11 protein-coding genes are annotated in these 14,224 nt (G+C 43.8%); 5 read left to right on the forward strand and 6 right to left on the reverse strand.

Annotated elements, in window-relative coordinates:
* Positions 1 to 30: 30 nt before the first annotated feature.
* Entirely contained in the window at positions 31 to 1,935 is a 1,905-nt protein-coding gene (locus tag ONE56_RS17630) for a DEAD/DEAH box helicase (RefSeq protein WP_041153927.1), read from the reverse strand.
* 434 nt (positions 1,936 to 2,369) lie between these two features.
* Between ONE56_RS17630 and rnb the strand changes: the two genes are divergently transcribed.
* Positions 2,370 to 4,373, forward strand: a complete 2,004-nt coding sequence (gene rnb, locus ONE56_RS17635; protein ID WP_423840609.1) for an exoribonuclease II — start codon at positions 2,370 to 2,372, stop codon at positions 4,371 to 4,373.
* A 103-nt stretch (positions 4,374 to 4,476) separates the two neighbouring features.
* Here the strand turns inward: rnb and ONE56_RS17640 are convergent, their stop codons facing one another.
* Entirely contained in the window at positions 4,477 to 4,830 is a 354-nt protein-coding gene (locus tag ONE56_RS17640) for a DUF3024 domain-containing protein (RefSeq protein ID WP_423840610.1), read from the reverse strand.
* A 171-nt stretch (positions 4,831 to 5,001) separates the two neighbouring features.
* Here ONE56_RS17640 and ONE56_RS17645 point away from each other — a divergent pair, with 171 nt between their 5' ends.
* Positions 5,002 to 5,826, forward strand: a complete 825-nt coding sequence (locus ONE56_RS17645; RefSeq protein ID WP_423840611.1) for a phosphate ABC transporter substrate-binding protein — start codon at positions 5,002 to 5,004, stop codon at positions 5,824 to 5,826.
* Positions 5,827 to 5,884: 58 nt separating this feature from the next.
* Here the strand turns inward: ONE56_RS17645 and ONE56_RS17650 are convergent, their stop codons facing one another.
* Positions 5,885 to 6,565: a MaoC family dehydratase gene (locus ONE56_RS17650; RefSeq protein ID WP_041153930.1), complete on the reverse strand. Its 681-nt coding sequence runs from the start codon at positions 6,563 to 6,565 to the stop codon at positions 5,885 to 5,887.
* A 473-nt stretch (positions 6,566 to 7,038) separates the two neighbouring features.
* Here ONE56_RS17650 and ONE56_RS17655 point away from each other — a divergent pair, with 473 nt between their 5' ends.
* Complete coding sequence (locus tag ONE56_RS17655; protein WP_331437660.1) at positions 7,039 to 8,910, forward strand: methyl-accepting chemotaxis protein; 1,872 nt, start codon at positions 7,039 to 7,041, stop codon at positions 8,908 to 8,910.
* Between the two features lie 149 nt (positions 8,911 to 9,059).
* Here ONE56_RS17655 and ONE56_RS17660 read toward each other — a convergent pair whose 3' ends face one another.
* Entirely contained in the window at positions 9,060 to 9,527 is a 468-nt protein-coding gene (locus tag ONE56_RS17660) for an OsmC family protein (RefSeq protein WP_041153931.1), read from the reverse strand.
* Between the two features lie 373 nt (positions 9,528 to 9,900).
* Here ONE56_RS17660 and ONE56_RS17665 point away from each other — a divergent pair, with 373 nt between their 5' ends.
* Positions 9,901 to 11,292, forward strand: a complete 1,392-nt coding sequence (locus ONE56_RS17665; RefSeq protein WP_423841149.1) for an NfeD family protein — start codon at positions 9,901 to 9,903, stop codon at positions 11,290 to 11,292.
* A 9-nt stretch (positions 11,293 to 11,301) separates the two neighbouring features.
* Complete coding sequence (locus ONE56_RS17670) at positions 11,302 to 12,093, forward strand: slipin family protein (RefSeq protein ID WP_331437663.1); 792 nt, start codon at positions 11,302 to 11,304, stop codon at positions 12,091 to 12,093.
* 78 nt (positions 12,094 to 12,171) lie between these two features.
* On the opposite strand, the gene choV is transcribed toward ONE56_RS17670, so the two are convergent.
* On the reverse strand, positions 12,172 to 13,356 hold the full coding sequence (choV, locus tag ONE56_RS17675; protein ID WP_041153933.1) for a choline ABC transporter ATP-binding protein: 1,185 nt from the start codon (positions 13,354 to 13,356) through the stop codon (positions 12,172 to 12,174).
* A 2-nt stretch (positions 13,357 to 13,358) separates the two neighbouring features.
* Positions 13,359 to 14,201 (reverse strand): choline ABC transporter permease subunit, encoded by an 843-nt coding sequence (gene choW / locus ONE56_RS17680; protein ID WP_041153934.1) that lies wholly within the window; start codon positions 14,199 to 14,201, stop codon positions 13,359 to 13,361.
* Between the last annotated feature and the right edge of the window lie 23 nt (positions 14,202 to 14,224).

Here is a 14,224-nt window from a genome sequence, read left to right on the forward strand (position 1 = left end):
TTAGAATATCTGTATCACAATAGGATGTGATTATGCGTCCGGTGTACGGCGACCACGTCCATGGCCACGTTCGCCACGATAGTTACCACGGTGATCACCACCACGGTTACGATCAAAGCGACGTTCACCACCTTCACGGTTACCTTCGCGATTACCACGGAAACCACCCTCACGACGGCCGCCACCTTCGCGATTTCCTTCACGGTTACCACGATAGCCACCACCGTCACGACGACCACCATCACGGCGACCACCACGAGATTCGCGGAAATCATCAAAATCACATACAACAGCACCAACATCTTGTTGACGAATACGCAGTTTGCTTAGCTTGCTTGCTGCATCAGACGTCATTGCTTTAGGTAGCTGAACAAAAGTATGACCTTGGGCTAGCTTAATCGCACCGATAGATCCTTTACCCAATCCAAGTTCGTTTGCTAGAGCACCAACGATGTCTTTAACTTGAACACCTTGCTCACGACCAACTTGTAACTGGTAAGTATCCCAATCTTGGTTGTTGAAGTTACGACCACCGTCACGGCCGCCGTCACGACCACCTTCACGGCGTTCTTTACGACGTTGCTTATCACGCTCAATAGCTTCAACCATTGGATCTTCACCAACGTAGAACAGAGGGCGTTTGCCTTGTTGACGTTTAAGCAGCATTGCCGCCAACGTCGTTGGATCGATATCTAAAGACGTTTGGAGCTTCTCTACTAGATCAGAAAACTTATCTAACGCTTTATGCTCTTTTTCAGCTTCAAGCTCTGAGCCAAGTTTTGCCAGACGAGCTTCAGCTACTTTATCTCGTAGCGGAAGTTGAATTTCTTCCATTGAAGACTTAGTAACACGCTCGATAGTGCGCAGCATACGAATCTGGTTGGTGCGAACTAGAAGGATCGCTTTACCTTTACGTCCAGCACGGCCAGTACGACCGATACGGTGGATGTAAGACTCAACATCGAACGGGATGTCATAGTTAAATACATGCGTAATACGTGGAACATCAAGACCACGAGCAACAACGTCAGTTGCAACTAGGATGTCAATAACACCTTGTTTGATGTGATCAACAGTACGCTCACGTAGAGACTGAGGGATGTCACCGTGCAGTGCCGCCGCTTTAAAGCCACGTGCAGATAGCCAATCAGCCAAACGCTCAGTGTCTTGACGTGTACGTACGAAAACGATAGACGCATCGGTTTCTTCAGTTTCAAGAAGACGAGACATTGCTTCATCTTTCTCTACACCTTTCACTACCCAGAACTGCTGTTGAACTTTATCTACAGTATGGTTCTTACCAGCAACGTCAACCATTACAGGTTCACGTAGGAAGCGCTCGACAATTTTCTTCAGCATTGGAGGCATGGTTGCAGAGAACAGTACGCGCTGCGCAGACTCTGGAGCGTGCTCCATGATCGCAGTTACGTCATCCACAAAACCCATGTTTAGCATTTCGTCCGCTTCATCTAGTACGAATGTGTTTACTTCGTCCAGGTGTAAACGATCACGGTTGATCAGGTCTTGAACACGGCCAGGAGTACCAACAATAACATGCGCACCGTTTTTAAGTGCACGCATTTGATCGACGATAGATGCACCACCGTAGATTTCTAGAACTTTAAGACCCTTGATATTTTTACCAAGGTTTTTCATTTCTGCAGCAACCTGAATCGCCAACTCACGAGTTGGAGCAAGCACGATCGCTTGTGGTTTGCGCTGGTTAAGATCTAGTTTGTTGAGAAGAGGCAGTGAGAATGCTGCCGTTTTACCTGTGCCCGTCTGTGCTTTACCTAGCGCATCAGCCCCTTCCAAAAGGTGTGGAATTGCCGCAGCCTGAATTGGAGTTGGTGATACGAAACCCATTCCGTCTAGAGCAGAAAGGATAGAATCATTCAGAGATAAATCACTGAATTGAATTACAGAATCTTGCATTGGGATCCTACTTAATTAAACAAAAATACAGTCCCATATGCTCTTCCAATCAATACTGATTTATCCAGTAACTAACTTCATTGAGATAGAAATTAGCACAGTACACAACCGCGATAAGCCATTAGGGACGACTAAGGGAGGCGGATTATTCCTTAAAAGCATAAAAAAATCCAGAAAAAATTGAATTACATCACAATTTATTCCTATTTGTGACATTTATAGAATAATTTTAAACCACTTCACCTTTCGTACGTACATACACATTCGAACTTAAAGCCATTTATACGCTCTGAAACGGACTTAGACCCGCTTGATGGCTGACATTTTCTAGTTCGAAAACTGTTGAAAAAATCATCTCGAAAAGTAACACGCCCTAGTAATCATAGTCCGCAATGATTATAGTGTGGACAATTCCATTGGTAAGTTAATAAAAGATGTTTCAAGATAACCCACTACTCGCCCAGCTCAAGCAACAAATCCAAGAAAACCTGCCTAAAAAAGAAGGTTCCGTCAAAGCGACCGATAGAGGCTTTGGCTTCTTGGAAGTGGACAATAAAACCAGCTTCTTTATTCCACCGACGTACATGAAAAAGTGCATGCACGGTGATAAGATCGTGGCCATTATTCGTACAGAAAATGATCGCGAAGTAGCTGAGCCACAAGAACTAATAGAGCAGGCTGTGACACGCTTTATTGGTCGTGTAAAAATGTTCAAAGGTAAACTGAATGTTGTACCTGACCATCCGCAGCTAAAAAAGTTATCTCTAAAAGCGAAGTTAAAGAAAGGCCTAAAACCGGATTTATTCGCTGAAGGTGACTGGGTAGTCGCGCATCTTATTCGTCACCCGCTAAAAGGTGATAACGGCTTTTTTGTTGAGGTATCGGAAAAGATTACGGACGCTGACGACAAGATAGCACCTTGGTGGGTAACTCTTGCTCAAAACGATTTGCCAAATTCAGAGCCTAAAGGCATAGAAAACTGGGAACTAAAAGACGATGCCGATCTAGAACGCGTCGATATGACCCATGTTCCTTTTGTCACGATCGATGGCGAATCAACCAAAGATATGGACGACGCTCTGTACGCAAAAAAAACGGCATCGGGTGACTTTGAGCTGACCATCGCTATTGCCGATCCAACGGCGTATATTACGCCTGAAGACGAAATGGATAAAGTGGCTCGTGAACGTGGCTACACGATTTATCTCCCGGGGCGCAATATTCCTATGCTACCTCGTGATCTTGCGGACAACCTTTGCTCTCTAATCGAAGGGGAAATCCGTCCTGCCCTTTGCTGTAAGGTTACTGTGAACAAAGATGGGGTAATTGGAGATGACATCCAATTCTTTGCCGCAAATATTAAGTCTCACGCCCGCCTTGTTTACGATCATGTTTCTGACTGGCTTGAAAACGGTCATTCAGATGTTTGGCAACCATCAGAAGACATCGCGGCTATCGTTCGCGATCTTTATGAGTTCTCACTTGCCCGCGCAACCTGGCGAGAGAACAATGCCGTTGTTTTCCCTGATCGTCCAGATTACCGCTTCGAACTAAGTGAAGATAACGACGTTGTAGCCATTCATGCGGATATGCGCCGCAGTGCGAATCGACTTGTCGAAGAGTCGATGATTACCGCTAATATCTGTGCAGGACGTACGCTACGCGACAAATTCCAAACGGGTGTGTTCAACACGCATTCAGGTTTAAAAGCCGACAAAATTGAAGACGTTTTACAGCTCATTAATCCTGAAGGAACGCTCGAATTCAACGCAGAATCCATCACTACTCTAGAGGGCTTCGCTGCGCTTCGCCGTTGGTTAGGTGGTCAAGAAAGCTCATACTTGGACAATCGTATTCGTAAATACCAAGCGTACAGTGAAGTTGGCAACCAGCCTCTGCCACATTTCGCAATGGGACTAGATATTTACGCGACTTGGACATCACCAATACGTAAATACGGCGATATGATTAATCACCGCATGCTAAAAGCCGCTATTCTTGGTAAAGAGCCGGTTCAACAGCCAGATGATGCTGTCGGTGAAGAACTTGCACTTCATCGTAAACACCATAAAATCGCGGAACGAAACGTCTCAGATTGGCTTTACGCGCGAACGCTTGCTGATGAGCCAAGTAAAGGAACCCGCTTTACAGGGGAGATTTTTGATATTAATCGCGCAGGCGCACGTGTCAGACTTCTTGAAAATGGTGCTGCAGCCTTTATTCCTGGCACGCTAATTCTGGATAATAAAGAAAGAATTGAGTGCAATGGCGAAAACGGAACCATCTCAATCGACAAAGAAGTGGTTTACCGACTCGGCGACAAACTGGAAATCACCTTAGCTGACGTTAACCAAGAAAATCGCAGTCTGGTTGCAAAACCAACTCAAGTTTTTGCTGACGCCCCTGCTCCACAACCAGAGCAAACGGTAAGCGAGTAATCACGTATAACATCGTTTACCCGTCCTGATATGGGTTTGACACATTTTAAGTTAAGAAGCGCTTCTAGGAGCGCTTTTTTATTTCCTTCTAGTCTGTTTTGGCCTAAGTCCAAAAACAGGCTAGCGGATCATTTTCAAGCTCAGCAATCAGGTCTTCGAGTGACTCGCTAAATGGTAGTGCTTCATACGGCACCCAACCCAACTCGGTCCCAAAGTAGCTTGGGACATAGAATTGCCATCTTTGCATTTGAACATCGAATAGGATCTTAGCCACTGGCGAGGTGTACTCACTATGTTGAGAATCTAGAAGGAAGTGCGCATGGTAAAGTTCAACTCCGCCTTCAATAAACTCGCATAAGCACTTGCCCTGCTCGACTGGCAAGTTGGCATTGCGTTTCACACACAGAGACTGAACTAACTTATGTAAACGGCTGGTCGCCATTTGAGAGACGGACATGAATAACCTCCTAGAATGCTGAGGTTAGTATATACCTAAACGACACCTAGGTGCAGAATTCAAAGTATTATCGCAAATCATATTGCCGACGATGATTTGGCAACAAGTCACAAAAATGTAACCTTAACGCAATACCATACACTCTGCTTTAAACCTTAAACGGAGTTTAATATGTTACGTTTTACTGTGGCAACACTACTCGCCATGGCTATCTCCCTTCCCAACGCGATAGCAAAAGAAGTGAACATCTCGGGTTCAACCTCTGTTGCTAATGTAATGGACGTCCTAGCTGAAAAGTACAATCAAACCCACCCGGATGACTATATTGCCGTTCAGGGAATTGGCTCTAGTGCTGGTATTACTATGGTGAATAAAGATATCGTCGAGTTAGGCATGAGCTCTCGCTATCTAACGGAACACGAAAAAGTCGAGAACCTGAACGTCGTCACGATTGCCTTTGATGGGCTTGCAGTCGTCGTTAATCGTGCCAACTCCGTCACAAACTTGTCTCAGCAGCAACTATTCGATATCTACAAAGGTAAAATAAAGAACTGGAAAGAAGTCGGCGGCATAGATCAGCCAATTGCTGTTGTTACTCGTGAGGCATCATCAGGCTCACGCTATAGTTTTGAAAGCTTAATGGGGCTTACGACAATCGTGAATGATCACTTGGTGTCTGACATAGATCCAAACAATTTGGTTGTTAACAGCAACAGCATGGTGAAAACCATCGTAAACCACAACACGCGAGCGATTGGATTTGTCTCTATAGGTTCCGTTGATAAATCGATTAAAGCGATTGCATTAGAAGGCGTGGAGCCGAGCAGTGAAAACATTGCGAATCACAAATATAAATTGGCGCGTCCTTTCTTGGTGGTTTACAAAGTCGATAGAATAAGCGAACCAGCGAAACGATTCGTCGCTTTCTTAAAGTCTGAACCTGGTCAAAAAGTTATCGCAGACTACGGATACACACAAGTCAAAGATTTCGAGTGAATAGAATGAAAAAAGAGAGCACCTTGGTGCTCTCTTTTTAAAATGTATGCGCTTAAAATCAAAAATGCAATTGGATGACCGATACAACTACAGCCCCAGGTCTACGAACACCTTCAATCTCAACCTTAATTTCGCGTTCAATTTCCAAACCTTTTTTGATTGGCGTAACTTTAGACAACGTGCTCACAGCACGAACGTTATTGCCTGCCTTTACCGGATAAGGAAAGCGAACTTGGTTGAGCCCCAAGTTAACCACTAATTTTGCGGTTGGGAACTGTGCTTTGTCAGGATCAACAGAATCCGTAAGCTTCGGTAACAAAGCCAGAGTCAAAAAGCCGTGAGCAATGGTTGTTTTGAATGGTGATTCAACAGAAGCGCGTTCTGGATCAGTATGAATCCATTGCATATCTTCCGTCACAGCACCAAACTGGTTGATTCGTTCTTGAGATACATTTACCCATTCGCCAACGTGAATCACCTCACCAATTTGCTCACTTAGCTCAGCAAACAACTTTTGTGCTTCCGGCATCATGATCAACGGCTCAGGCTGAGGAGCGACTTCTTCATTAATGGCAGGCTGTTGGTAATCTCGAACTTTAGAAAATAAAACGCTGTGCTGAGCTCGATCCAAAAAGTCACTCCAATAATCGCGGAGCGTTGGAGACATCCAATTCATAAACTCGGATTGATGAGCTGAAATCGCATCAACTTTGTCTTTAAATAAATTAGTGACTTTCATAAACACCCTTAAAATTCTAAGCACAACTGGCTATACCAGTTAATTTTGAATTACTTCACATAGTGATGCAAATACTTTCGGGCGAACACATGTATTCTCAAACCCATTTATTTATTATTTTTCATAAAGTTAACAATAAAACACCATTTTATTGGTGATTCGCAATTAGAGTTAATACTCTACAAAAATCGCTCATTTAAAGGTTTTTACGCACTGTCGCTGCCTTAACAAGCGTAATCACATCGGCAGAATGATCAAGTTATCTTATCGCTCATCCAACTCAGAGAAATAACCTTCAAAAATGTGGCAAATTATGGTTAAGAAAAACGCCAGTCAGCCGATAGTAATAAAAGTCAGTTTATGATGTTAAGGAAGACAACTATCACTGTGTAGAGATATGTGCACATTTCTTGCTTAATTTCCCTTATTAACAAAAACAATATTTACAACTTTAGTGTCGGAGTAATGTTGAAATGAGGTTTAGTCAAAAAATAGTCGCTGTATCTTCAGCGTTGTTGATATGTGCTATCGGTACATTATCTATCTATCAGTTAAGTACCATCAGAACAGAATTGGAAGAAGTCATTGAAGATAGTTTGCATGAGCTTTCGCAAAGTGTGGCTCTTCGTGTAAGTGGGGAAATGAAAGCCAAACAAGATTTGGCGTTAGCGACAACAGAAAGCTTAGAGTTAGATCCAAACAACCGTGAATATGTTAATAATGTGTTGTACAGACCAACCTTAAAAGGGTCTTTCTTAGCGATCGGCTTTGGATATGAAAGTGATGGTGCTGTTGTCGAAAATGACGACGCTTGGGAACCTGACAGCAGTTATAATCCTCGCCTACGGCCTTGGTATGTTGACGCTAAGCGTGAAAAAGAACTTGTCGTCACAGCACCTTATGTTGATGTGTCGACTAAAAAAGTCATCATTTCTATTGGAACACCCGTTCAGCAAAACGGCCGTTTTATCGGTGCCATGTTCTATGATATGACACTAGAGCCTTTGTCAGAGTTGGTCAACCAAGTTAACTTGTTTGATGCAGGTGAAATGTTGATCGTCGCTTCAGACGGCACCACAATAGCTCACACAAACAACGAGCTAAATGGTAAAAAGCTAGATTCCTATTTACCACAAGCCAAGTTGAAAGAAGGCTACGATAAATTCGCGATTGACGGCACCCCATACATTGCGGTTTATAAATACCTGCCTGAACAAAAGTGGTACGTCGTGGCGTTAGTTGACGAGAATAAAGCGTATCACGTAATCAGTGAAATTCGGAATAGCTCGATAGTAGGAGCGATTCTCGCTCTATTAGTCAGCGTTGTTTTACTAACCCTTGTAATCAAATACTTAATGCGCCCTCTTGATACATTGAGTTCAGCCATCGATGACATCGCCTCTGGTGAAGGTGATTTAACACATCGCCTCGATACCAATTCCGACGCAGAGTTCGCCCGACTGGCATCAGGATTTAATGTATTCACTGAGAAGCTTCAAGGTCAAATCAAACAATCAATTCAACTGGGGGATGACATTAAGCATAATGCAGCCATTGCATCTCAAGATTTAGTGGTCTCATCCAAAGCCATTGAAGAACAGTTGAGTGAAGTTGAACAGTTAGCAACGGCAATGAATGAAATGTCTGCAACGGCGACAGATGTAGCGAACAATGCTCAAGGCGCAGCGCAGGCAGCTTCGGACGCAGACAATGAAACACAACACGGTGTCTCTGTAGTTTCTGAAACAACCGAAGCCATCAATCAACTTTCTTTACGCATTGAATCCGCTGTCGAAGAAGTCCGTGAGCTAGAATCCGCCACAAACAGTATTGAAACCATCTTACAAGTTATTAATGAAATAGCCGATCAGACTAACTTACTTGCCTTGAATGCGGCAATCGAGGCGGCAAGAGCCGGTGAGTCTGGGAGAGGTTTTGCCGTTGTTGCCGATGAAGTCCGTACACTGGCAAGTCGAACTCAAGCATCAACAACAGAAATTCGTAGCATGATTGAAAAACTACAGAGTGGCGCCCACTCCGTAGCCGCTGTAATGGGAGAAAGTAAGACGACAGCAGAAAACGTCGTTAGCAAAGCACAGTTTGCCAATGATGCCTTGCACAAGATTCGCGCGGCAATTCAACATATTAATGATTTAAACATGCAGATCGCATCTGCGGCAGAGGAACAAAGCTTGGTTGCCGAAGAGATCAATAGCAATACCTTTAAAATTCGAGATTTGTCATCTCAAGTGTCAGGTACGGCTAAAGATGCCACTGAATCAATGGCAAAAACCAACCAACATGTTCAGTCACAACATGAGATTTTAAGTCAGTTTAAAGTCTAATAGATTGTCCATTTAAGGTATCCCCCCTAGTCAAAGTCAATTCTGGCTAGGGGTTTTATTCCAACGAAGTTTGTAAACAGCATCACAGCACGGAATTTTTTAATACTATCTTCGTCACGACCCCCTCCCTGTACCACACACAATGTTCGTTAAACCACGATATTCGTAACAACGTCTGTCTTGACTGAGTTAGCGATAAAACAGTTTTCATGTGCCATATGGTGCATCTTTTCTAACTGTTCAAATGTTGGATTTTTATCACCAGAGAATACAATCTTCGGGTTTAGCGTGACCTTTGAAACCCACTCCTTGCCATTTTCTCCTAAAGTTAATTCTCCTTGTGCATCATCGTCATATGAGTCAATGACATAACGTCTTTTAGCTGCAATAGACAAAAATACCAGCATATGACAACTCGAAAGTGACGCGATGAACGCCTCCTCTGGGTCAATGTGTTCTTCTACGGACAATGGCAGCGGCACGACATAGGGTGATGGTGAAGCAGGCACAGTCAACCCACCATCAAACTCCCATCTATGTGCGCGACTGTATTGATTGTCCTTAAAGCACTCATCAGGCTGACGTTGCCAATGAATACTAGCGGTGTGTTTACTCATCTACATTCCTGTTAGTTTGTGACGTGAATAATCGTTTTTAATGTGGATGTTAGCTTGTGGCATAAATGTTAGCTGTTAGTTCGTCGCAAGCTTGTTAGCTAAACGACCCTAACAACCGTTCAAGCCACGTGATTTCACCATATGCGATCAAATCAAAGATAGTGAAAAAAATGACACAAATAATGACTAACTTAAGTATGCGTAAAAGAATAAGCATGGTTGTTTCCGTTTATTTTTGTTGATTATCAACATACTGTATTTTTTGTATAGCGGTAAAGCCATGATATTTCGTCTAGTGACGCATCTTGGCGTTAATTGCGTATACTTAAATAAGGTTTTTCGTACGTGCCAGTCATCGCACAAGGAGGGTCGTATAAAACAAGTATGGAAATGGCTTCTAGCGCTTCTCATGTTTACCACTCCGGCAATGGCAGACACTATTTGGGTCGTGCCCATAAAAGGCGCAATAGGCCCTGCAACCAGTGACTACCTTACCCGTGAGCTAGAGCAAGCTCAAGCTGAAGGCGTCAGTCTCATTATTTTAAAAATGGACACACCAGGTGGCTTGGATAGCTCAATGAGAGATATTATCCACGCCATCACAACCTCGACCTCCCCCGTAGCGACTTGGGTTGGTCCTTCCGGGTCAAGGGCTGCCAGCGCTGGGACTTATATTCTCCTCGCCAGTCACATCGCGGCAATGGCAGAAGCAACCAACCTCGGCGCTGCCACACCTGTCGCACTAGGTGGTGGCTCCCCCACCTCGCCCATGCCTTCTTCCGATGATAAACAAGAAGCGGATACGGAAGAAAAACAAGATAATCAAGACAACAAAGAAAGCTCTGAAACAGTGCCTGCAAATACAGCGATGGAGAAAAAAGTCATTAATGATGCCAAAGCATACATTAAAGGACTAGCAAAGCTGCATGACCGAAATGCCGAATGGGCGGAAAAAGCGGTCAGTGAAGCGGCAAGCCTTGACGCTCAAACTGCATTAGAGCTCAACGTTATAGACTATATAGCTAACTCTCCGGAAGAGCTGGTTCAACTTATCAACGGCAAGAGCGTAAAAATAAACAACCAGACCGTGACATTGTCACTAAACAATCCGATCTGGGTTGAACGAATTCCTGATTGGCGGGCAGAAATGTTAGCTGTCATCACCAATCCGAATGTGGCATACATTCTGATCCTAATCGGTATTTACGGACTGTTATTAGAATTCTACAACCCTGGCGTAGGTTTGCCTGGAGTATTAGGTGGGATTTGTCTATTGCTTGCGATGTACGCGCTGCAAATGATGCCAGTCAACTACGCAGGGTTGGGACTTTTGTTACTCGGTATCGCTCTCATGATTGCAGAAGCATTCAGCCCAAGCTTTGGGGTGTTAGGGTTAGGTGGCGTGGTGGCGTTCATCCTGGGATCAATATTCTTGATGGATAGCGATTTGCCCGGTTTTCAGATCGCCCTGCCATTAATTTTTGGTATTGCTATCTTTTCTGTTGCTTTAATTGTGCTCACCGTCGGATTACTGGTAAAAATCCGTCGAAGACGTGTCACCACCGGGCTTGAAACATATCCGGGAAAAACCGCATTAGTCAGCGATGATTTTATTGATGGCGAAGGACGCGTGCAGATGAATGGCGCATTGTGGAAGGCAAAAACAGAGAAAGAACATGACGTAAAACAAGGTGAGCACGTCATCATTGTCGATGTTAAAGGACTGACTTTAACCGTCAAACCCAAAGACACCTTAAAACAATAGGAGGCATTTATGATGCTCTATACTGTCGGTGTTGTGTTAGTGCTGCTCTTTGCACTTGCGACACAAGTGTTCAAAGTGCTGCGAGAATATGAACGTGGTGTCGTGTTTTTTCTCGGTCGATTCCAAGAAGTGAAAGGACCAGGTTTGATTATTCTCATTCCTTTTATCCAACAAATGGTGCGAGTAGATTTACGTACTGTGGTGTTAGACGTTCCGACACAAGACCTGATAACCAAAGATAACGTATCCGTTCGAGTAAATGCGGTAGTCTACTTCCGTGTCGTCGACCCTCAAATGGCAATCAACAACATAGAAAGCTACAGCGATGCAACCAGCCAGCTGTCGCAAACTACATTGCGTTCTGTATTAGGCCAGCATGAATTGGATGAGCTACTTTCCGAACGAGAGCGGCTCAACAAAGATTTGCAAGCTATCTTAGATCAACAAACCGATGACTGGGGCATAAAAATCGCGACAGTCGAAGTCAAACATGTTGATCTCAATGATAACATGGTACGGGCGCTGGCAAGACAAGCGGAAGCGGAGCGGAACCGTCGCGCAAAAGTAATTCATGCTACTGGTGAATTAGAAGCATCAAAGAAATTGAAAGAAGCCGCGCACATGCTTAATCAAGCACCGAATGCTTTGCAATTACGCTACATGCAAACATTAACCGAAATAACCACCGATAAAACGTCAACCATCATTTTCCCAATGCCGATCAATTTAGTGGAAGCGGTGCAAGACATTGCCAAGGCGGTAAAAACTGACAAAACACCTAAAGAGTCAGGGCAAGAATGACGATAAACTGATTTAGATTGGAATAACCTCAAGATACCGAGTTATATCCAGTATCTTGAGGCTATAGATCATGCTTTGTTATGCGACTTGCTTAGACTTAAAGTTACCCAGCAAAGCGTCGTAAAGTTCGTTGTCACTTAGAATGCCGACTAATTGGTTATTTTCTACCATTAATAGTGGGTAGTTACTGCGTTGTTTAAGCTCAATCGCATCGCGCATACTGATATCCGGGCTCGTTTGAACTATTGTATTCGCCTTTACATCGCTTAAGTTAGAGGACCCCGTCACCCACTCTACTAAAGATTTGTCTGAATCAACTAAACTCAGTCCATTCATGTCTTGGTTTAACCAAATATTCTCAACTGGGCAGACACAAACGCATTGTGCTTTCTTCTCTAGACTCTCGCTTGATTGCATTAAAGAACGACCTTTTAACACATTAAGCGGGTTAGTATGAGCAACAAAATCTGCGACATATTCCGTTTCTGGAGCAAGAATGATTTGTTCTGGCTTCCCATGCTGGATAAGTTTTCCCGACTCCATAATGGCAATGTTATTACCAATTTTCAGTGCTTCGTCTAAATCATGGCTCACAAATAGAATCGTTTTGTTAAGTTTCTTCTGTAGTAAGATCAATTCATCTTGAAGCTGCGCACGAATGAGAGGGTCAAGCGCTGAAAATGGTTCATCCATAAGTAAGATATCCGTATCCATCGCAAAGGCACGGGCCAAACCGACGCGTTGTTGCATACCACCGGACAACTCATGAGGGAACTTCGACTCCCAATCAGACAAACCGACCATTTCTAACTGTTCGCGGGCCTTTTGACGACGTTCTGTTTTGCTAATCCCCTGCATTTCCAATCCAAATGCCACGTTATCCAAAACAGTTAGCCAAGGCATTAAGGCAAATTTTTGAAATACCATCGAAACTCGGTGAGTGCGTAGGTGGCGCAATAGCTGCTCATCACAGTTGGCTAACTCTACCATATCCTCACCGTCTTTAATTTTTAACGAGCCACGAGAGATCTCATTAAGCCCATTTACGGTGCGCAATAGACTAGACTTACCAGAACCAGACAGTCCCATCAGAACACAAATTTCGCCTTGTTCAACGGTTAAAGACACATTGTCAACACCGACAACTTGTCCTGCTTCGTCAATAATTTGTTGTCGTGACTTACCCTGATCAAGTAACGCCAGCGCTTGTGCTGGTTTCTGCCCAAACACGACATCCAAATTTTCAATCGTAATAGCGTCCATGATTATGCTTCCTTCTGATTTGGTGCTTTACACAAGCGGTCAAGAATGATTGCAACGAGAACGATAGCCAGTCCAGCTTCAAAACCTTGCGAAATGTTTACGGTGTTCAATGCGCGCACGACTGGCTTACCTAATCCATCTGCACCGACAAGCGCCGCAACCACAACCATAGAAAGAGACAGCATAATACATTGAGTGACGCCAGCCATGATACTTGGTAACGCAGCAGGTAACTCCACCTTAAACAGTAATTTCATGCGGCTTGCGCCAAACGCTTTACCTGCTTCTAATAACTCTTCTGGAACTTTAATAATCCCTAGATAAGTCAATCGAATAGGCGCGGCAATGGCGAAAATAATCGTAGAGATAAGACCCGGCACAATACCTAAACCAAACAGAACCAGTGTTGGAATGAGATAGACAAACGTTGGTACGGTTTGCATTAAATCTAAGATAGGCCGTAACAAAGTATACAACCAAGGACGATGCGCGGCCATAATGCCTAATGGTACGCCAATTAATACGGAAATCGTTGTCGCTGCAAAAACAAGGACAAAGGTTTCCAGCATCTCTTGCCAATAACCCAGGTTAAGAATCGCTAACAGCGCGAAAACGATGAATGCAACCAGCGGGAGACTTCGATGTAAAAACCAAGCAATCGCTGCAGTGAGAATAATTGGCGCTGCTGGCGGCATCCATTTAAAGATATCCACCACGAACATTATCACCGTTTCAAGTGTAATCGAGATGGTATCGAAAAATCCCGCAGCATTAAGTGTTAACCAATCAACACCAGTTTCCATCCACTGGCCTAATGGTAGTTTGTTTTCTGTAATAAAATTCACAATAGAGCCTTTGTGTTAATGAA

Origin of the sequence: Vibrio mytili, assembly GCF_049563345.1 — a bacterium.
Lineage (GTDB): Bacteria > Pseudomonadota > Gammaproteobacteria > Enterobacterales > Vibrionaceae > Vibrio > Vibrio mytili.

Excerpts from the sequence above, each read along its gene's own strand:
- rnb (WP_423840609.1), top strand. The coding sequence starts at position 2,370 with ATGTTTCAAGATAACCCACTACTCGCCCAGCTCAAGCAACAAATCCAA.
- ONE56_RS17655 (WP_331437660.1), top strand. The coding sequence starts at position 7,039 with ATGAGGTTTAGTCAAAAAATAGTCGCTGTATCTTCAGCGTTGTTGATA.
- ONE56_RS17650 (WP_041153930.1), bottom strand. The coding sequence starts at position 6,565 with ATGAAAGTCACTAATTTATTTAAAGACAAAGTTGATGCGATTTCAGCT.
- choV (WP_041153933.1), bottom strand. The coding sequence starts at position 13,356 with ATGGACGCTATTACGATTGAAAATTTGGATGTCGTGTTTGGGCAGAAA.
- ONE56_RS17645 (WP_423840611.1), top strand. The coding sequence starts at position 5,002 with ATGTTACGTTTTACTGTGGCAACACTACTCGCCATGGCTATCTCCCTT.
- ONE56_RS17670 (WP_331437663.1), top strand. The coding sequence starts at position 11,302 with ATGATGCTCTATACTGTCGGTGTTGTGTTAGTGCTGCTCTTTGCACTT.
- ONE56_RS17660 (WP_041153931.1), bottom strand. The coding sequence starts at position 9,527 with ATGAGTAAACACACCGCTAGTATTCATTGGCAACGTCAGCCTGATGAG.
- ONE56_RS17640 (WP_423840610.1), bottom strand. The coding sequence starts at position 4,830 with ATGTCCGTCTCTCAAATGGCGACCAGCCGTTTACATAAGTTAGTTCAG.
- ONE56_RS17630 (WP_041153927.1), bottom strand. The coding sequence starts at position 1,935 with ATGCAAGATTCTGTAATTCAATTCAGTGATTTATCTCTGAATGATTCT.